We start from the raw sequence: 19,046 nt of genomic DNA on the forward strand, positions 1-19,046 counted from the left end.
TTAGCACCTAACCATTCACCTGTGCATATAATACAGTACATTAGGCGAGTAGGTGCTAACTATGAGATCATTCTTCCGAAAATACACATATCATGAAATTGAAACAGATTTAAATTATGTGCAAAATGTTCTATCATCCAATATGTATGTCTTTGTTGATTTAATCTTTATTTCTCTTATTATCAGTTTTTTTATGGCTATATTCTTCGATTCGATTTTATTTGGGGTTATTATATTTATTTGTTGTTATTTATTCTTTGTCTCCATCTATTGTTTATTGCTCAAATGGATTAAAGATCCGCCAGATGATTTTTAGAAAACTTTTATACTTCACACGATATTTCTCTCTGAGGTGTACCGTTTCTCCTCATTATTGCGCAGTAAATGCTTTTGAGGCGAACGTTTAACGGTCGCCTCTATGTATATGTCTATTTAAGCAAATTTATAAAAGAAACTGCCTATGAACATTACTTACGATTTCTTCCCCAGCAAATGCTCCTTTTTGAATTGTTAGATTATGTGTTGGATTTTTTATTTCTTCCAAAGTTAGCTCACCATGGCTTGGAATATAAGCAAATTGACATATATTTAGAAACGGGAAATCTAATACTGAATCTCCCGCACCAATCGTTTGCTCTATTCCTTCTCTCTCTTTTATGTATTTAATCGCCTCTCCCTTACAAATAGGTATTGGCATAAAATAGAGTTTTCGTCCTTGCAACGATATATTCCAGCCATTTTCTCTTGCTACCTTTGTTAATTCTTTTTTTACATTTTCGTCTATTTTTGTTTTTAAGACATAATAAAAGAAAAGATTATCAGCAACTTTCAACTCGCCAGGCAGAGCATAATTCTGAAGCTTTTCCAATAAGCCCTCTTTCTCCATACACTCTCTTTTTAATCGGGTCCGAATGATTTCTTTCCAAGCTTTTATAGGCTCTCCTTTATAATGGATATTTGCCCCATTGCTTGTAACACAGTATGTCACCGGCATTTCTTTTTCAAAGATAAAAATCCGTTTATATTGTTCATAGGTTCTTGTCGTAACAGGAATGAATAAATGCTTAGTAGCAATTTCTTTCAATTTATTAAAACTTTCTTTCGTCATAAAGGAAACGTCTTCACCATTTTTCACTTCCACACTAACCATTGATTCATTCCAAGGAGTTTCCATTTCACTTAATGCTCGTTTAGAGTAAATTAACGTTCTATCCAAGTCTGAGGCAAATAGATTCATCGATCTTCCACAACCTTCTTTATCAATCCACAGCATGTATAGCTCATATTGGGATATTCTATTACCTCAACACCTCTTTCTTTTGCAAGCAAAATAATATGTTGGACATATGGACTATCTAGATCTTTCATTAAAATCTTCCAGGGCACTCTTCTTAATAAAACTCTTGTCGTTTCTCCGACTCCAGGTTTTACATAATGCGTGTTATCAATGTTAAATTCTTCCTTTATTGTTAGAACCTCTTTCATCCCTCTAAAATCAACAGTTTGATCAAGTAGATTTACGCTAATATTCTCCTCTATAGACATTGGATTCACTTTTTGAAAAGCCTTTGTAATCTCGTCTATATAGTGGTTCGATACATCAAATGGCTCTAATTCCTGATAAAACTTTGCCCCATGAAAATCATCTTTTTTTATATATTCTTCATTTAAAACAGTGCGGCTTACAAGTCCTGACACCGTTGAATTCAAACAAGCGCTTGGAATTAAAAAATCTTCTCTCGTTCCATAAAGCGTTGTACAGTATCCTGGATCAGCTAGAACTGCTAAAGAATCATCTAACCTTACATGAAATTTTTGATAAAACGCTTCACAGTTTTTCGTTAATTCAAGCGAAATAGCCCCTTTTCCTGTCCACCCGTCAATAAATTGTAGCGCATATCCTTTATGTGTTTGCATCATATAATGAATGGCATTTTCATCGATGCCTCTATCTCTGATGATAGAAATACTATAATGTGGCAAAGAAATATCATATTTCCATTTCAAATAGCGTTTAATCAAGATCCCAATCGGTGTGCCTGCTCGTGCTAAGGAAACCAATACTGTTTGTTTTCCATGTTTTCGATAAATTTGCTCGGCGACAATAGCAGTACAAAGGGCTACTTTGTCTTTATATTCATGAAGTGTCTCCCAAAATAGCTGCAAATAATGTTCGGGCGGATTATATTCGATGGGAAGCGTTTCACTATAATGCTCTCCACCTTGAATCTTTTTTTCTCTCTCTTCCGTTGATCCTTCTAATGAAATTTCACTTAAATCTTTTAATAGAAAAATAACATCTTCTCTATCATAGGAGCCGAACTTTGCTGGTTGATGTACATTTAATGTCATTTTTTACCTCCCGCTACAATATACAATATTTATTTTTTTGGCTTGGACAGCCTTCAACTCAGAAAGCAAGTCTTTTAATTGTTCCATATTTACTTTTCTCTCAAAAAATAGGAAGATATCATCGTATTGTTTAGCCTTAATATTGTATAAATAATTTGCAATATCCAAATCTTCTGGATTAGAAAAACAAAATGCATTTTTTGCCCCATATTCTTCTTCATCATTTGGATAAATCGGACTTCTTGTCGTTGATTGAAAATGTAGGTTTCCACCCATAAAACTTGCTAGCTTCATAGGAATATACATAAATTCCCCTGTGCCAATACATAGAGTAGTACCAACTCGCTTTTTCTCCAGCTCACTTGCAGCTTGCCTGATCCAAGTGTCGGTCACCTCTTCTGTACAGATGCCAAATCTGCCTGTATCTTTTAAATAGCCGTATTCATTTCGGCTGCCTGCTAAACAAGTCGATGTTATCGGAATGACTCGCTCTTTCACATAATTTTCGAGACTTATATACTCCAGTAACGGTTCTTCCGTATTCCTTTCCAAAATCTCTGTTTGTGAAACTAGATTAATCTCCTTACCAACAAGGTCAAAACTTCCTTTTAAGAGAGAGACGACTTGAATTGTTATTTGTAATTCTTGTTCTAGGGATTTCATCTCATGTTGCCATTCTTCTGAACGCCAATCTAGGATCGATACAACTGTATATTTATCTCTTGGATAGTTCCTCTGAATATCTCGAATAATATTAATGGCCGTTCTACCTGTTGTTAACTCATCGTCGACTAGAATGATTTCTTTATCATTAGCAAGAATGCCTTCCTCTACATAGCAACGATGGGAAGTGGCATGTGAATGCTCTTCTTCAAAAGAGATGATTGGAACTAGCTCATTTGCATTTTCTCTAGTCGTATGAAAAAAAGTAGCATGTTCAAAAGCACGAAAAAAAGAATGCCCTAATGCAGTTGCCGTTTCTGCAAAACCAATAATTATTGGATTTGCCTTTTTACTCGATATAAATGGTTTATCAAAAAAAGGTAGGGAAGAATCACTATAGTTAGCTATCAGCGCTTCTCTTTGTGGTGTAATAATGCCAGTAACAATTTCTTCATATCGTGCTGCTAGCATAAATCCGGTCAATAACCCTTTTTTGGGTTCAATCGGTAAATGCTTCCCTAAAAGTTTACTCACAAATAAAAACGCTCGCTTCTTATTGATTCGTGCAGCCATCTTGAAAAAATCCTCTAGCGGTAGATTAAATGGATTTTCTTCAATGGTAATGTCTATCCGTAAATTATGAATGATTGGTAATGAAATTTTCTTGTTTAAGTAAGTCAATGTATGTAAATCCCTCATGAAACACCCCGTAAACCTTTGATTTTAAAATAATTTTCTGAGCCCAATTCAAATGTGGTTTTATTTCATTCATCTTATTTGAAAAACTACTTTTAACAACGCCAATCTGCCCATTATTACTTTCAATAATATTACAAGCGTCCAAGTATTCCTCATAGGAAACAACATTTAATGCTTGTACTGGCTTTATATGCGTTGGATGGATGATTGTCTTTCCTGTTAAGCCATTTGTAATATCCATCATTACTTCTCTTATTAACCCATCCATATGCTTATCAATTAGCTGTGTTCGCATATTCATACCTGCTTTTCCATAACGCTTACGAAAAGGTGTCTCTCTTAATTGTGGAATAAGAATTCTTTCTTTAGTCGTGAAATATTCCCAAACAGGTCCAGAAACAACATAGGGGCTATCTGCACGTGTAAATACGTTAACAATATCTGATATACAATCTCGGATTATCGCAACATCGTAGACAGTAGTTTCTGCATTTCTACGGATGCCATATAATCCACAAAAATCGGTTGCTCCAATTCGCACATTTAAGACAAGATGTTTATAATCATCTAATACTTTCTTTATGGAGAGGAGTTCCTCCATTCTTGTTTCTTTTTCAATTATTCTTTTTGTTTCTAATATTGGCATCGCATATAAAGAATGTCCTAGAATATTATAATTTTCTAATTCTTTTAGAATAATCTTTCCAACTGCAGCTTCAAATTTTGGGATTACGATACCAGTTAGTAAGTCTTTCTTTTCACCGAGTGAATCCATCAGGTGGAGAAACTGAGGTACCGAGCGAATTCTAATAAAAATCAATGGCAATTCACTTTTACTAAGAACCCCGTCTTGTAATGCTTGATAGATAGATGTTAACTCTTCCACTAATTTTTGTTCTGCTATGTCTACCTCATGATCACCAATTGAATCCTCTAGACAAATTACCATTGATGTTAAAGCAGCATGCTTCTTAGTTAATAAATCTTGAAAAATATTCGGCCTTGTCGCAGGCATATATAAGGTGGAAGCAAGTGCATAGGATAATACTTCCTTCTCCGAAGTACTAAACACCTCTTCTGGTAATTTGAAGAAAAGACGTTTCATTTGTTTTTCATTTAAGTCAGAGAATAATTTCATTTCCTTTGCTCCATTCGATGAGAGTAACAACTATTTAGATAATATTCAGAAAATTTAAAAATAAAAAATTTATATAGTAGAATAATTAAGTCTATCTTACAACAAAACTTTTTTTTTGAAAATAATGACTTTTATAGAAGTTTCCATTATGCCTATGGAAAGCATGCGAAGGTTATCCTGGTCAGGTGTTAGGCTGAGGAGAAGGAACTAAATAACTTCTTATGAAAAAGAGGACATATCTAGCAATGTCTATTAAACCTACTAGAAATATCCTCTAAAAGCATTAAGCTTCGCCCTGCTGTTCTGCTTTCTTTTTATTTCTAAAGTGTACAACAAAGGTTGCGCCAAACGCGATGACTAACAATCCAAAGAAATAAATATGATCAATGTGAATATCAAAAACGCCTAGTAGCATCTTAACAGCGATAATTAAGATTAAGATATAAGCTGTTGCTTCTAGCTCCGGAATTTTATCAATTAACTTAAGGAAAACCCCCGCTACGCCACGCATCATAAGGACACCAAGTATACCACCGATTAATAATACCCATACTTGATTACTTACACCAAATGCCGCTAAAACGCTATCTACAGAAAAGGCAATATCCATTAATTCAACAGAAATTACTGTTCCCCAAAATAGACCAAATGTGCGGATAAGAATCCCATTTTTATTGATTCCTTTATTCTCTTCGTCATGCTCTTCTGTTTCATTTGCTGCTTTTCTTCGATCCATGAAATACTTAATAGCAAGATATGCTAAATATGCTGCTCCCAGTACTTTCACCCATGAGAATTCGATTAAATAAACACCAATACCGATTGCTATAAAGCGGAATATATAAGCACCTAATAACCCATAGAACAATGCTTTTCTTCTTTGCTCTGGCGGTAAATGCTTAACCATTACAGCAAGCACCAAGGCATTATCCGCTGATAACAAGCCTTCTAATATTACTAGTGTTCCAATATAGCCCCAACTTACTGGGTCCGTTAATACTTCTCCCCACATTTCCCAGTCAAAAAACTGGGCATATGTATCAATAATTGTTTCAAATATTCCCATGAAAAAAGTTTCCTCCTAAAATATGCTTAAATAATTAGCCAACTTGCAGGCCAAAATCAGTTGCTAAAGCAGCTAAGCCGCCTTGGTATCCACTGCCAATAGCACTAAATTTCCATTCATTATTATGACGGTATAACTCTCCAACTACTAATGCTGTTTCGATGGAGAAATCCTCTCCTAAATCGTAACGAATTAATTCTTCATTTGTTTCCTCATTTAAAATACGGACATAGGAATTAGAAACTTGCCCAAAGTTTTGATTTCTAGCTTCTCCATCATGAATTGTAATGGTAAAAGCAACACGCTGAATAGTAGCAGGAATTTCTTTTAAGTCCACAATGATTTGTTCATCATCTCCATCGCCTGCTCCTGTACGATTATCTCCTGAATGAACAATTGAACCATTTCCACCTGTTGGATTATTGTAAAATACAAAATCACTATCATTTGGTACTTTTCCATTTTCTCCAAGCAAGAAAGCAGATGTGTCTAAATCAAAATCATTTCCGCCATCATACTTATTAACATCCCAGCCTAAACCGATAATTACTTTTGATAAACCAGGATTTCCCTTTGTTAAATCTACTTTTTGTCCTTTTGATAAACTAATTGCCATATCTTTGCTACCTCCAAATTTTTCAATATAGTTTTTATACGTAATCATATAAGAAAAAGTTTCATCTTCTAAATAAAGTTATTGCACCATATACGCAACCTTATAACACCATTTCTCTTTCGTGAAGAAAGTAATCGCTAGACTTTATTATGCTACTCCTCGCTTTGTCTACAGGTTCAGTTTGTTCTACATAAAAAATGAAATTCCTCTATTTCATGTTAACTCATCCACTTTGGCGGAGTATTTTTGTCCCAATAAATTTCTCCCAGTGTATAATGAGTTTGGAATTGATCATGATACGTATGGTAATGGAAGTTAAAGTAATATCCTTCCTGTGGGGGACGATCCCTTCTTACGTGAAAACGGATAATGTCCTCTTTCTCCCTTGTAATATGGAAAATTCGTTCACTTGTTCCCGAAGCAGGAAACTCGGTCACAGTCAAATAGCTTAATTCCTCTTCTGGGAAAATGCTTGTTACTTCATCAATCGCTTTTTCCATATTTGGGAGAACGACTAAACGAAATTCATCTTCAATAACTGGTTTAATTTTTGATCCGAATTTTAAATAGCTTTGCTCTTCTGCTTCTTTCATCATTTTACTAATAAACGCTTCTCTAGAGAAGAATTCCTCTTTACTATCCGTAAATATAGCTTCTTCTATACTTTCTCTAGCAAAAGGCATTTCTCTTTCATCAAGTGGCTTTTTATCACTATCGCTGTTATTATTTAAAAAAATAGAAGGCGATGGTGAAACAAGACCAAAAGTTAAAATAGAAACAAATACAACCAGGCTTTTACGAATCCAATTAGGCATTTATTACACCTCGCTTTCCGTTCATCCTGATGATATTTAAAATGTAATAATAAAATATTAATAGATTAAGTATATATTATTTCCTATCAAATCTTCTAGTATTATCCTAAAATAGATAGGTTATTTTTTCATTATTCTTTATTTAGCCATATTCCATAATGAAATTTAGCTGTTTTACGTTTTTGCTGTTCAAATTTAAACCGATCAAATCTGCTACTTCTAAAATGATCCTTCAATACGACTCTCTCTTTTGCAACTCGCTTTGCGTGATTGATTATTTCTTCTGTCAATTCTTCATAATGTGCTAGTTTCTTTAATGGATGGATGCCATCGGAAGAGATTTCTTCTTCAAACATCGGATCAAAATAAACACAATCTATACTATTGTCTTCTTTGTGAATGAGCTCATCTAAGGCGTTAATATGCTTCACTGATACTCTACGCATCGCTTCATCTATTGCAGAATTACTTGTCTCCCATTCCTTCAAACCAGTTTTTACCAGAAAAGCAATGACGTTATTTACTTCCAATCCTTCTACGAAGCCTTCGCTTCCTACTGCAAAACTCGCAACGATGCTATCGGAAGCAAGACCCAAAGTACAATCCAAAAAGCTCTTCCCCTTTTTTAAATTGGTTGCTTCAATAAATGGATCATGCTCTTGATTTATGAGCCTTTTTATACGAAAAGCAGCTGAATTTGGGTGAAAAAAGAATGGTTGTCCTGTATTTAGTGGATAAAATTCAAATCGATTTTTCCCTATCATTAGAATATCTGTCTCATAGTGAATTTTTAAATAATCGATGGATACTTTCTCACGTTCTACAAACTTACTGTTAAATTCTTCTGCTATACTTTTTGCGAGAATTTGCATTTCCTTATTTGTTCTACCAGCAGTTGTTACAATCATTTTTTTTCTCCTAATTACAATTTAGAAAAGCATCTTTTTGAGTCTCTGTTCAACAAAAAGGATGCTTCAAGTGAAATCTGTTGAAAGATAATCCGTATTAACTGCCTAAAAAAAGAAGGCTCATGAGAGAAAAGGCAAGCCCTCATTTCCCATGAAACCTCATATTAGCAAAATTGTTCAAATGCGGATACTAAATTCTCCATAATTGCTTCCATAGAATTTCCTTCAATATCGTAACGGTGAATGAAGTGAACAACTTTATTGTCTTTAATTAGTGCCATAGAAGGAGAAGATGGCTCAATATCACCAAAGTATTCACGCATTTTTGCTGTCGCTTCTTTGTCTTGGCCAGCAAATACTGTTACTAATTGATCTGGTTTTTTTTCAGAAGCTAGCACTGCTTGTGTGGCAGCTGGTCTTGCTAATCCTGCAGCACAGCCACAAACTGAATTAACGACAACCAAGGAAGTACCTTTATTTATTTCGATAAATTGTTCCACTGCTTCTTCCGTAAGTAATTCTTCAAATCCTGCCTGTGTTAGTTCTGCTCTCATTGGCTTTACCACTTGTTTCATGTATTCATCATATGCCATTGACATAATTAACCCCTCCAATTTCCACTTTTTATATTCCATAAATATACATTAGAAATACTCTTCTCGCAATCTTTTAACAAAGAAAACATGTGCTTAACATGCCTATTTTCTTGCTTCAGTCATCTGTTTCCAAACTGATCCTTTCGCTTCTTCCCCTAGTTCAATCCGTTCAATTGCCAATTTTATTTGCAAGCTTACTTCAAATTCCGGATCATTCTCATGTGCTTTCAAAGCTGGAAGTGCTCTTTCATCTCCAACTTCATATAAAAACATGGCGGCTCTCCAACGGACAATCTTACTTTTATCATCTAGTGCCTCCATCATTTCATCCATCGCTTCTGGAAATCCTAAATCGGATAAGCAATCTCCTGCTGTACGTCGCACGGTTACAGTTTTATCCTTTAAAGCTTTATATAATGAAGGGAGAACGGCAGCATCCTCAATCATCCCAAGGTAAACTGTTGCAAGTCTACGAATAGATGGTTTTTCATCATCAAGTGCTTTCGTTAAAACTGGTATGTCGTCCACTGAAGGATCTTCGCTTTGTTCAAGTTTTTGATATCTTACTTTCCAATCAGGATCCTCTAGATCCTCAAGGGTAAGTTTTGTTTTTACTCGTGCAGGCTTTTCATTAGCTTCCGTCTGAGGATTTTTAGCATGCTGAATAATTGCATCGATTCGTTCTTGTGGATATGCTGCAATAAGTTCTTCAATTATAACATTGCCGATTTCCTCAAATTCTCCATATCGCACCCCAAAATCTTTCCATTTCCTTGTCATTACAACATTATCTTCCGGACTACGTACTGCTGATACGGCATGAATAAATAATTCAGGTAAGCCGAATCTTCTTTCTTCATTACCATCCGATAACTTAATTTGCATTGGTATGTTTTTATACATTTGAACTTGAACCTTTATTTCACCATAGTGTTCATTAATTTCTTTTGAATCCTCGGTAGCTTCGTCCTCACCGAAGACATTACGCACTTTTGAAAGCAATTCCTTCCAATCATAGCGAGCATTTCTTTCAACTGCTAAAAAATCAGCAACATGGTAGACACCTTTAACTCCTTCAACGGAAAGGATATTTCGAATTAATTCAGGTGCCCCTGACGAATTATCTACCTTATAATTATTGCTTTTTCCCATTGGCAACTCTTGGTCTAAATTAATTTTCATCGTATTTGGACTTGGTGTTGGTTCAATAGAAATAATTCTCACATTCCATTCCCCCTCTTCTTACAACACTTATATTAGCATGCTTTATTCCTTTCGAAAAATAAACAGCTCTCATCCCTTATCTATTGCATTTGCTTTTGTATGTCGCCAGTCGATTTCTGCTCTAGATAAGATTCCCCAAGTAGAAATGTGAGCCCTACGGAAAACGAGTGTATTCTAAGCTTAGCGTCCAATAGTAATGGTATTCCCAGCACTAACCAAATAAGTAGGTTATTTTTAGTGTATTTCCTTTATTTATTACGACTTATCTGCTATTTCTGACAAGTAGCTCCATCGTTCAATCAGATATTCTAATTTCTCATTTAATTCATCTTGTTCTTTCATTAATTGGGCAGCTTTTTCAAAATCACTGCCAGTCTCGGCTAATTCTGTTTCAATGCTTGCTAGTCTTTCTTCTACATTTTCAATATCCTGGTCGATTGTTGCCCATTCTCTTTGTTCATTGTAACTAAGCTTTACTTTTTTCTCTTTTGACTCTTTCTTCGCAACTGGTGCTTCTGCTTTCACTTTTGTTTGTTGCTCTTCTTTTCTCTCTACCTCTAAGTATTCACTATAATTGCCATAATAAGTGTCTATTACACCATTTCCTTTTAATATCAATAACTGTTCAGCTACTTTGTCGAGAAAATAGCGATCATGAGATACGGTAATAACTACACCATTAAAATCATCTAAATAATCTTCTAGGACCATTAACGTTTGAGTGTCTAAGTCATTGGTTGGCTCATCCAATAAAAGCACGTTTGGTTCTCCCATTAAAATTTTCAATAAATAAAGTCTTCTTCTTTCTCCTCCTGAGAGCTTACCGATAATTGTTCCATGTGTATGCAATGGAAATAAGAATCTTTCAAGCATTTGTGCAGCTGTAATTACTTTTCCATCTGATGCTTCAATTACTTCCGCTGTTTCCTTTAAATATTCAATCATCCTTTTCGAAGTATCCATCCCTTCATTTTCTTGCGTGTAGTACGCTACCTTCACTGTCTGGCCAATAATTCTTTCACCAGCATCAAGGGATAGATTTCCTGCCAATATATTTAGGAACGACGATTTTCCTGTCCCGTTTTTTCCAATTATTCCTATTCTATCTCCAGGTTTCACTAATAAATTAAAGTTATCCAAAATAATTTTATCTTCGAAACGTTTGCTTGCATCAACCAATTCAAAGACTTGTTTTCCTAATCTGCTCCCTTTTAGCGATATATCTAGTTTGTCTTTGCCTTTTACATTCGCTAATTTATCGTCCAAAGCATCAAAGCGTTGAATTCTCGCTTTTTGCTTCGTGGAACGTGCCTTTGCTCCTCTTCTAATCCATTCTAATTCTCGGCGAAATAGATTCTTCTGCTTTTCAATCGTTGCCGCTTCATTTTCTTCCCGAATGGCTTTTGCCTGCAAGAAATCTCCATAGTTTCCCTTATAGCTATAAAGATTTCCTCCATCTAATTCGAACATTCTATTCGTAACACGATCCAAGAAATAGCGATCATGGGTTACTAATAAAAGAGCTCCAGTATATCTACTTAAATAATCCTCCAACCATTTCACTGCCTCAAAATCAAGATGATTTGTCGGTTCATCTAATATAAGCAAATCTGGTTCCTGAATAAGAACTTGTGCCAATGCAACTCGTTTCTTTTGTCCTCCTGACAATTCGCCAATTTTCTTATCAAAATGATCAATCCCTAGCTTCATTAAAACAGTCTTTGCATTCGTATGAACTTCCCAGCCATTTAAAGCATCCATTCTTTTTTGCAAATCAAAAAGCTTTTCATGAAGCTTTTTGTTTTCAGGGTCATTATTGACTTGTATTAATGTTGCCTCATATTCTTTAATTAGCGTTAATACGGGGGCATCGCCTGCATATACTTGATTTAAAACGGTAAGCTCTGGGTTTAATTCAGGACTCTGGGCAGAATAAGCAATCTGATAATCCTTTGGTGCCTTGATTTCGCCTTCATCGGCTATATCTATTCCAGCAACAATTTTTAATAATGAGGATTTTCCTGTGCCATTAATTCCGATTAAACCAACACGTTCTTTCTCACTTATTGCAAAAGATATGTTTTCAAATAATTTTTTCTCTCCATATGTTTTGGTGATATTTTCAATTAAAATACTTTTCATTTTGTACATTCCATTCTTTATAAAATTCTTGTAGAAATTCTTCCATAAACAGATGTCTTTCTTCTGCAATTTTTCTAGCACTATCTGTATGTAATAGATCTTTTATTTTTAATAATTTTTCATAGAAATGATGAATAGTGGAAGAGTTGTTTTTTCGATATTCTTCTTCCGTCATCTTATCTCTAATCGGCAACGAAGGATCATAAATAGGACTACCGGCATGTCCCCCATATGCAAATGTTCGAGCAATGCCTAGTGCGCCAATTGCATCTAATCGATCTGCATCTTGGATTATTTTTGCTTCCATGCTTTTAGGAGAATCGCTATTTCCACCTTTATAGCCAACTGTAGCAATAATTGCTACAATATGATCCTTTTCCTTTCTATCAATTGAAAGACAATCGAGAATATGTGCTAACTTCTCATGCCCCTCTTCTTTGGATTTATTTAATTTGCTATCAGAAATGTCATGCAATAATGCTGCAAGCTCTATAGTTCTGGAATAGCCCATCCCCTCTTTTTCTGAAAGAATTAATGCCATTTTCCTAACTCTATCCACATGATACCAATCATGGCCACTTGCATCTTTTTCCATTTCTATTTTCACCAAATTTTCCACTCGGGTAATCATATTCATATATTTTCACATCCAGCTAATCCTTTTTATGAACATATTGTATCATGAAAACTAGTCATTCGAATAAGAAAGAATATCGCTTTATAAAGACAAAAGCCAGAGAAGAACGGTTTTACCCATTCTTCTCTGGCTTCATTTCCTCTATCAATCTCTTATTTTTCGATTAAAAACTGCTTAATTTTCGGAAAAACTTTCAGTGCAGTCCGATAAAAAACATCTTCATGATAGCTTTCTGGAATAAGGTTCTTAACAAACTCTATATAGGGACCAAATGGTGCCAACGGCCAATCTGTACCGAATAGTAGCTTATCATAGGAATGGGAAAAAACTAGTGCATGGCGTAAATGGTCAAGAAAAATCCCTTCCTGTGCCTCTTCTAGCTCTTTTTTTGCTCCAACGATTAGACCAGATAAATCGGCATATACATTCGAATTTTTGTAAATAATTTCAGCGCCAGTCAGCGTCCACGGATCCCCAAAATGCGCCATCATAAAATTAACCTTACGATGTTTTACCGCCACTTCATCAATTGCTAGTGGATGACTGTATTTTAAGAGCCCTCTTTCAGAATACGTATCTCCAGTGTGAAAAACGACGGGCAAATGATACTTTTCTGCAAGCTGATAAACGGCTTCATACACGTCATCATAGGCATAAAAGGGATAATAGCCTAAATAGATTTTCATTCCAACAACATTTGGCTTTTGTATCTCCTTTTCAAGTCGATCTTTTGCTGCATCATCCATATTATATGGATTAATACCCGCACAATATACAATACTTTCAGGTAGTGCCGAATCCAAATCAAGCCCCATTGGTGTTTGGGCATGATAATCAGGAAATCCCATCTCCGGCGTTTCTGTAACACCCATTCCAATTGCAAGGACAATATTTGCTTCATTCATTTCCTTTTGAATTCCTTCAAAGCTATAATCAACAAAGGAAATTTTTTTGGCTGTATCTTTAAATGTGTCTATATTCGAATAATGAATATGTGCATCAATTATTTTCATCAAAAATATTCCCTTTCTTAAAATACAATTCTTCTTACTTGTTTTAATAAAGCTGGGGAGATTTCCTCCTTAGCAAACAATAAATAGTTTGGTTCTGTGTGTAATCGGTTCTCTATTCGCTTTGCTTTATCAAAGGAAACTAGCTGTATTGCTTCTTTATTGCTGTAAAACTCTGTATCCATTGCAGATTCACTTGTGATGTAATAAAGCTTTTCTTCCCCTAAAGATAAATAGAAGTTGTCTTTTACATTGACTTCTTGCTCTTCTTCAGCAACGAAAAATTGTTTATTTTTCACCTTATCACCCTGAATATGGAGGACGCATGTATCCTTGTCATTGCAAGTCATAAATAAATTTGTATGCCACTTTTCCTCTTTCATCCGATAACCTGCATGATCGATAATTTCTACAAACGTAATTAAAAGTGGTAACCCAGGCATTGTTACAAAATATTGTACATATTTTAAACCCTTCCACTTTTGATGATGGCTGATATTGGTTTCAAGCTTTAAGCCAGCCCATTCATTGTTATATTTATCTTTTACTGTCGTAAAGACACAGACTGTTTGCTCTTTTAACAAAGAAAACATATTTAAATCTGGAGGTCCATTTTTTATTCCTCCACACCATGGATTCCACCAGCTTTTTGCAATTGGCTTTGGAAATGAATGCTCGAGCCATTGTTTGTCATTTGCTTCAATTGAATAAATTCCTGGATAATAAACTGGAGAAGCTTTAAAGGTTACTATTCCGTTGGAAACACGATAAACAGTTAATCCTTCTTCTTCGATAATATCTGTTTTGATATTATCGGCACTAGGTACAAAAAACAACTCATCTATTTCCATCTTCTTTGAAGGAAGAGTAGTAGAAGTATTTATTTTATTTAATCCAAAATGAAGAGTATTTGGATTATTTACTTGATAAACCTCTGTTTCATTTGTATTAATCGCCACAGTCTGAATGTCTTTTTCATTAATGGTAAAAGTAGTTTCACCAATTAGAGGCTGATTCCTAAAGGTTCTTATCCGCACAGTCGATGGGCTTGCATTCTCTTTAATCGGATTACCCTCATTAAATTCGAACATTATTTCCTTGACAACGGTTCTTTTTCCTTCTTCTACTATACCTTCTACTGCCACCTCCCAATCTTGCCAGTTACGATAGGCACCAAGGTTTATACTAATAGGTGGAAAATCAAATGTTTCATGCGATTTAAGAATAGCTGTTGACTCTATATGCATTTTCCAGCTATCCATTTTGATTTTGGATTGTTTATCCCATGCTACTCCAAATGGAGAAGAATTTTGAGAAGAAAAATACCAATTTCCAGATATATCTTTTGAAGCCAATTCAGATGGAGACACAGCACTTAACTCATTGAACGAAACTACTTCACCCTTTAGTGGTAAATAAAGCTGTTGCCAAGAATCATAGAAGGTTTCCTGCAAGCTAAGCTCTTGTTCTCCTATACGATTATTAATTAAAGTGACCCATCGTTTCATATACCCCTCTGCGAAAAGTTCATTCGTTAGGACAATATCAATCCCAGGAAAATCGCTAGACTTATAAAACATTTTGAAAGCTATACTGCTATTTACTATTTCTTCGCTTACTTGATAAGGTTTTTGTTTAGACAGCTCATTGGAATAAGGTTTTCCAATTGCTGGTGCAAATAAAGTGAAATCAGTACCTTTAATTTCAGTCGCTTGGTCTGTTTTACTTATGGAAAGCAGATGGGGACCGTTATACACCTTCCAAGCCTTCTCATTTTCTACAACAAACTGCATGCCAATTCCTTTTAGACCAAGCGTAATTTCTTTCTCCATGCTTAAAAGATGACAATCATTTTCAAAAATTCCACATGTGATTCTTTCTTTAAAGCATCCGGAACTCTTTACTTTCACTGGTATACGTATCCACTTATTCTCATTTTTTGCTAGCGTGAAAGAGTACTTATCACCCTCAAATAGTAAATGGTTATTCAATGGAATTGTTATACTAGCACTAATATCTTTATTTAAATTGTTTTTCAACTCCAAATCTAAGTAAGTATTCATTCCTTTAACTAAAATAGCCTCTATTTCCTTTGTTTCAATAGTTATTGGCGGTTTAGGAAACACACCCAACTGTAAACTTGTTTCCAATCCGTTAATGCTGAGATCAACCTTTAATGTAGGAAAAGTTTTTCCTTCTGCAGGCTCATCTCCTTCTTTTACTATAAAGGGAGATGGAACGGTAATCTCTTCGTTTGCCTGTATCTCCATTGTTTTAGCAAAACTGCCTTTAATTCTGCCATAATTATCTGCCCATGCTTGCAAGGAAACTGGTTTTGTAGTTTTATTCTTTATTTTCAAGTACACTTGCTGTTCTATTTCTTCAATGCATTCATGATGTCCCATCATTAATTCTATTTGAAAATCCTTTGTTTCAATATAGCTGATTCCTCTGCCTGTTTTTTCGAATTTGACAATAACGCTTTCCTGTTCTTTTTGCCAAACATATTCATAGTGTGTAAAGCCATGCACAATCTCTCCATCTGGTTTAATTTCAAGATTTCTTTTTAAATCAGCATACCAGTCCATGTCTTTTAAATAATAATTGATTAATTCATTATTACGAACAGTTGGGATAAAATTCATTAAGTGGGTATACTTATCGTTATCCTCCCAGAAGAAGCCGCAGCGCTTGTATAGAGGAACTGCCTTTAAGTTACCAGCCCATGTATATAAATCTAGCCTTGGCCATTTTTGCTCTATTGCTTTCGTTAGGGCATGTAATAATAACTTTTTACCTACTTTCTTTCCATGAAAGTCTGGGCGTACATTTAACAAAGGTACATATAATGCCCCAATATCTTCTTTATAAACAGAAAATCCGCAATATCCAACCACTTCTTCTCCCATTACCGCTAAGAAAGTATCAAGATTATCCGAACTTTGCTGCTGTTCAAGCACTTGCTCCTCCGTTTTACCTGTTCCTCCCCATGAGTCTTTACTCTTCGTCCACATATCAGCGACACTACGAGCTAACCCCTCATGATAGCTAACTATCTTAATTGTTTGTGAACCTTCTTGTATTTTTTCCACTAAGAACCCTCATCCCTCTTATTTTGAATTTTTGCTTGTACACCAACTTCTTTAGAATGCATCATTGTCAGCTCCTCCTTTCTTGATTATAGGAATGTTTTTCCAACACTCTTGTTCTATCGTATTATCTTTGAGAATTTTTGTAAAGATATCACAATAATAATTTTTCTGATAATTAAAATGAATATCCAACAAAACTAGACAAAGCTCGTCAAAGGATTTTCTTTCCTTTTCTCGAAAATTATAAAGACAAGGCTTTTAAACGTCCTTCTAGCCAATGGTCTCGTTTCAATTATTTTTTATTGAGGGGTGTGTAGAATGTTAAGTGTACAAACAAAAGAACTTGCTATTAAGGAAGAAAAAACAAAATTATTAAGTGTGAAAGAAGCAGCGGAATATATCGGAGAAGGTCCTGGGGTTGTACGAAACTGGTTAAGAGAATTAAAAACGCTTATCCCAGTCATTATTGGCGAAAATGGTTATCGCTATTTTGATCAAAGAAGCTTGGATATTTTAGTAAAAGTTAAAGAATTACGTAATGAAAAACAGATGTCACTAAGACAAATTGAAGACGAGCTCACAAGCCCTGTTCCTACCTCTATCCCAATTGCCACCGATGCCACGGAAAAAATTCTTCAAGATTTACAAACAATCAAAGAAGAATTAGAACTTCAAAAAAATTTCAATCAAGTACTAGTACAGCAATTAAAAAAGCAACAGGAGCACATTGAACGCCAGCACGACCATATTATTAGTCAAGAAAAAAAAATAACATTGTTAGAAAATCCGATCACCCAGCAAGATAAAGAAGAAAGCCTTGCAAAATCAAGAAAAAAGAAACTTCCCTTCCTAAAAGAGAAAGAAACTAAGCAGAAAAAGACAGGCTTTATTCGCCTTTTTTCATATCGTTAATAATTGTTTAACAAGAGGGTTGCCATTTTCTTAGTGAAATATTTTGCTCCTCTAAAAAAATGGCAGATCCCTACTTTTGTTTAAAGTTCTTTTATAATAACTTTTCAATCTGTTCTTTTATAGCAGATGGCTTAGTATTTGGCGCATATCTTTCCATCACTTTTCCATTACGATCAATTAAAAACTTCGTAAAATTCCACTTGATTGCCTTTACGCCTAACGTCCCTGGTGATTCTTTTGTTAAGTATTGATAGAGTGGGTCTGCCATTTTTCCATTTACATCGATCTTTGCAAACATCGGAAAGGTTACACCATAGTTTATTTCACAAAAGGACATAATTTCCTCGTTTGTTCCTGGATCTTGATTCATAAATTGATTGCTTGGAAACCCTAGCACGACAAACCCCTTATCTTTGTACGTTTGATACAATTCTTGCAACTCTTTAAATTGAGGAGTAAAACCACATTTACTAGCTGTATTTACAATTAATAATACTTTTTCTTTATAATCATTTAATGACCGTAATTCTCCGTCCATTGTCTTTACTTCAAAATCATATATTTTCATTCAACATTCTCCTTATACAGTTAATAAAAAATCGATGGAATGAAGGGAATGTAATGTCCTTTCCATAAACTCCATCATGGTAACCATATCATCTATCTGTTCTTCTGTAATTAAACGTTTAAAATCAATGGTGATATGATTATTTACAACTTGCTTAAAGCCAAGTGGAGGAAAACTAATTTCTTGGAGAACCGTAATATCTTTTCCCCATATGTCCTCCATTAAATTTTGTAGGATGGGATAAATGGATTCGTCCTTTTTATGGCGTAAAAATAAATGTATGTAGATGGAGGAACCAACCAAATTTTCGTTTTCTCCACTTGCTAATAGCTCTGCTGATAAATTTTGCAAATCAGCTGATAGTTCAAACATTATTTTCGCATTTTGTTGGTCTTTCAGCCGAAAAGTAACCGTATAATTCCTTGATAGTTTACTACTATTAAATATATCATTCCGATCTAAGACTAAGATACCCCCTTCCAAATCTCGATCATAAATAAAGCCTTCCATTACTGTTCTCATATTTTCATAGGCAGTGGGATCAAACATTTTTTCCTCCTTTTTTTCTGTGAAAATAAATAATGGTTTAAACTAGATCATTTTTGTTA

At 34.8% G+C, this 19,046-nt stretch carries 18 protein-coding genes; 2 read left to right on the top strand and 16 right to left on the bottom strand.

All coding sequences use genetic code 11. The features are described 5' to 3' along the window. Positions 1-61: 61 nt before the first annotated feature. Positions 62-316, top strand: a complete 255-nt coding sequence (locus RTL21_RS19105) for a hypothetical protein (RefSeq protein ID WP_312098191.1) — start codon at positions 62-64, stop codon at positions 314-316. Positions 317-442: 126 nt separating this feature from the next. Here RTL21_RS19105 and RTL21_RS19110 read toward each other — a convergent pair whose 3' ends face one another. The 14 genes from RTL21_RS19110 to RTL21_RS19175 all read right to left on the bottom strand — a co-directional run bounded on the left by RTL21_RS19110 (position 443) and on the right by RTL21_RS19175 (position 16,958). Then, on the bottom strand, positions 443-1,273 hold the full coding sequence (locus RTL21_RS19110) for an HAD family hydrolase (protein ID WP_312098193.1): 831 nt from the start codon (positions 1,271-1,273) through the stop codon (positions 443-445). Then, complete coding sequence (locus RTL21_RS19115; RefSeq protein ID WP_312098195.1) at positions 1,234-2,352, bottom strand: cysteine protease StiP family protein; 1,119 nt, start codon at positions 2,350-2,352, stop codon at positions 1,234-1,236. Before RTL21_RS19115 ends, RTL21_RS19110 begins: the two co-directional genes overlap by 40 nt. 3 nt (positions 2,353-2,355) lie before the next feature. Further along, positions 2,356-3,714 (bottom strand): phosphoribosyltransferase family protein, encoded by a 1,359-nt coding sequence (locus RTL21_RS19120; protein ID WP_312098197.1) that lies wholly within the window; start codon positions 3,712-3,714, stop codon positions 2,356-2,358. After that, complete coding sequence (locus RTL21_RS19125; protein ID WP_312098199.1) at positions 3,653-4,852, bottom strand: HpcH/HpaI aldolase/citrate lyase family protein; 1,200 nt, start codon at positions 4,850-4,852, stop codon at positions 3,653-3,655. The genes RTL21_RS19120 and RTL21_RS19125 overlap by 62 nt, the downstream gene beginning before the upstream one ends. 283 nt (positions 4,853-5,135) lie before the next feature. Then, positions 5,136-5,918 (bottom strand): TerC family protein, encoded by a 783-nt coding sequence (locus tag RTL21_RS19130; RefSeq protein ID WP_312098201.1) that lies wholly within the window; start codon positions 5,916-5,918, stop codon positions 5,136-5,138. Between the two features lie 34 nt (positions 5,919-5,952). Next, entirely contained in the window at positions 5,953-6,534 is a 582-nt protein-coding gene (locus tag RTL21_RS19135; protein WP_312098222.1) for a TerD family protein, read from the bottom strand. Between the two features lie 218 nt (positions 6,535-6,752). Then, the gene (locus RTL21_RS19140; RefSeq protein WP_312098203.1) at positions 6,753-7,349 is read right to left on the bottom strand and encodes a YpjP family protein; all 597 of its coding nucleotides are present in this window, start codon (positions 7,347-7,349) and stop codon (positions 6,753-6,755) included. A 131-nt stretch (positions 7,350-7,480) separates the two neighbouring features. Then, positions 7,481-8,257 (bottom strand): class I SAM-dependent methyltransferase, encoded by a 777-nt coding sequence (locus tag RTL21_RS19145; RefSeq protein ID WP_312098204.1) that lies wholly within the window; start codon positions 8,255-8,257, stop codon positions 7,481-7,483. 164 nt (positions 8,258-8,421) lie between these two features. Further along, complete coding sequence (locus RTL21_RS19150) at positions 8,422-8,856, bottom strand: BrxA/BrxB family bacilliredoxin (RefSeq protein ID WP_312098206.1); 435 nt, start codon at positions 8,854-8,856, stop codon at positions 8,422-8,424. A 99-nt stretch (positions 8,857-8,955) separates the two neighbouring features. Next, positions 8,956-10,077 carry a conserved virulence factor C family protein gene (locus RTL21_RS19155; protein ID WP_312098208.1) on the bottom strand — a complete coding sequence of 374 codons (1,122 nt, stop codon included), beginning with the start codon at positions 10,075-10,077 and terminating at the stop codon, positions 8,956-8,958. Positions 10,078-10,332: 255 nt separating this feature from the next. Next, the gene (locus tag RTL21_RS19160) at positions 10,333-12,219 is read right to left on the bottom strand and encodes an ABC-F family ATP-binding cassette domain-containing protein (RefSeq protein WP_312098210.1); all 1,887 of its coding nucleotides are present in this window, start codon (positions 12,217-12,219) and stop codon (positions 10,333-10,335) included. After that, positions 12,200-12,856 (bottom strand): HD domain-containing protein, encoded by a 657-nt coding sequence (locus RTL21_RS19165; RefSeq protein WP_312098211.1) that lies wholly within the window; start codon positions 12,854-12,856, stop codon positions 12,200-12,202. Before RTL21_RS19165 ends, RTL21_RS19160 begins: the two co-directional genes overlap by 20 nt. A 152-nt stretch (positions 12,857-13,008) precedes the next feature. Continuing rightward, a complete protein-coding gene (locus RTL21_RS19170; RefSeq protein ID WP_312098213.1) occupies positions 13,009-13,869 on the bottom strand; it encodes an amidohydrolase family protein in 861 nt (286 codons plus the stop codon). Between the two features lie 17 nt (positions 13,870-13,886). Beyond that, positions 13,887-16,958, bottom strand: a complete 3,072-nt coding sequence (locus RTL21_RS19175) for a GNAT family N-acetyltransferase (protein WP_312098215.1) — start codon at positions 16,956-16,958, stop codon at positions 13,887-13,889. Positions 16,959-17,276: 318 nt separating this feature from the next. Here RTL21_RS19175 and RTL21_RS19180 point away from each other — a divergent pair, with 318 nt between their 5' ends. Then, entirely contained in the window at positions 17,277-17,870 is a 594-nt protein-coding gene (locus tag RTL21_RS19180; RefSeq protein ID WP_312098216.1) for a MerR family transcriptional regulator, read from the top strand. Positions 17,871-17,961: 91 nt separating this feature from the next. Here RTL21_RS19180 and RTL21_RS19185 read toward each other — a convergent pair whose 3' ends face one another. Together RTL21_RS19185 and RTL21_RS19190 are read right to left on the bottom strand one after the other, a co-directional pair. After that, the gene (locus RTL21_RS19185) at positions 17,962-18,438 is read right to left on the bottom strand and encodes a glutathione peroxidase (protein ID WP_312098217.1); all 477 of its coding nucleotides are present in this window, start codon (positions 18,436-18,438) and stop codon (positions 17,962-17,964) included. A 12-nt stretch (positions 18,439-18,450) separates the two neighbouring features. Then, a complete protein-coding gene (locus RTL21_RS19190) occupies positions 18,451-18,987 on the bottom strand; it encodes a hypothetical protein (RefSeq protein WP_312098218.1) in 537 nt (178 codons plus the stop codon). Positions 18,988-19,046 lie beyond the last annotated feature (59 nt).

The sequence above is a fragment of the Niallia sp. genome (assembly GCF_031978665.1).
In the GTDB taxonomy this organism is placed as follows: Bacteria; Bacillota; Bacilli; order Bacillales; family Cytobacillaceae; genus Niallia.

Bases quoted from the DNA above. Each gene is read 5' to 3' on its own strand.
- RTL21_RS19135 (WP_312098222.1), bottom strand. From the start codon at position 6,534: ATGGCAATTAGTTTATCAAAAGGACAAAAAGTAGATTTAACAAAGGGA.
- RTL21_RS19125 (WP_312098199.1), bottom strand. From the start codon at position 4,852: ATGAAATTATTCTCTGACTTAAATGAAAAACAAATGAAACGTCTTTTC.
- RTL21_RS19170 (WP_312098213.1), bottom strand. From the start codon at position 13,869: ATGAAAATAATTGATGCACATATTCATTATTCGAATATAGACACATTT.
- RTL21_RS19185 (WP_312098217.1), bottom strand. From the start codon at position 18,438: ATGAAAATATATGATTTTGAAGTAAAGACAATGGACGGAGAATTACGG.
- RTL21_RS19120 (WP_312098197.1), bottom strand. From the start codon at position 3,714: ATGAGGGATTTACATACATTGACTTACTTAAACAAGAAAATTTCATTA.
- RTL21_RS19190 (WP_312098218.1), bottom strand. From the start codon at position 18,987: ATGTTTGATCCCACTGCCTATGAAAATATGAGAACAGTAATGGAAGGC.
- RTL21_RS19150 (WP_312098206.1), bottom strand. From the start codon at position 8,856: ATGTCAATGGCATATGATGAATACATGAAACAAGTGGTAAAGCCAATG.
- RTL21_RS19105 (WP_312098191.1), top strand. From the start codon at position 62: ATGAGATCATTCTTCCGAAAATACACATATCATGAAATTGAAACAGAT.
- RTL21_RS19145 (WP_312098204.1), bottom strand. From the start codon at position 8,257: ATGATTGTAACAACTGCTGGTAGAACAAATAAGGAAATGCAAATTCTC.
- RTL21_RS19165 (WP_312098211.1), bottom strand. From the start codon at position 12,856: ATGAATATGATTACCCGAGTGGAAAATTTGGTGAAAATAGAAATGGAA.
- RTL21_RS19115 (WP_312098195.1), bottom strand. From the start codon at position 2,352: ATGACATTAAATGTACATCAACCAGCAAAGTTCGGCTCCTATGATAGA.
- RTL21_RS19160 (WP_312098210.1), bottom strand. From the start codon at position 12,219: ATGAAAAGTATTTTAATTGAAAATATCACCAAAACATATGGAGAGAAA.
- RTL21_RS19140 (WP_312098203.1), bottom strand. From the start codon at position 7,349: ATGCCTAATTGGATTCGTAAAAGCCTGGTTGTATTTGTTTCTATTTTA.
- RTL21_RS19110 (WP_312098193.1), bottom strand. From the start codon at position 1,273: ATGCTGTGGATTGATAAAGAAGGTTGTGGAAGATCGATGAATCTATTT.
- RTL21_RS19180 (WP_312098216.1), top strand. From the start codon at position 17,277: ATGTTAAGTGTACAAACAAAAGAACTTGCTATTAAGGAAGAAAAAACA.
- RTL21_RS19130 (WP_312098201.1), bottom strand. From the start codon at position 5,918: ATGGGAATATTTGAAACAATTATTGATACATATGCCCAGTTTTTTGAC.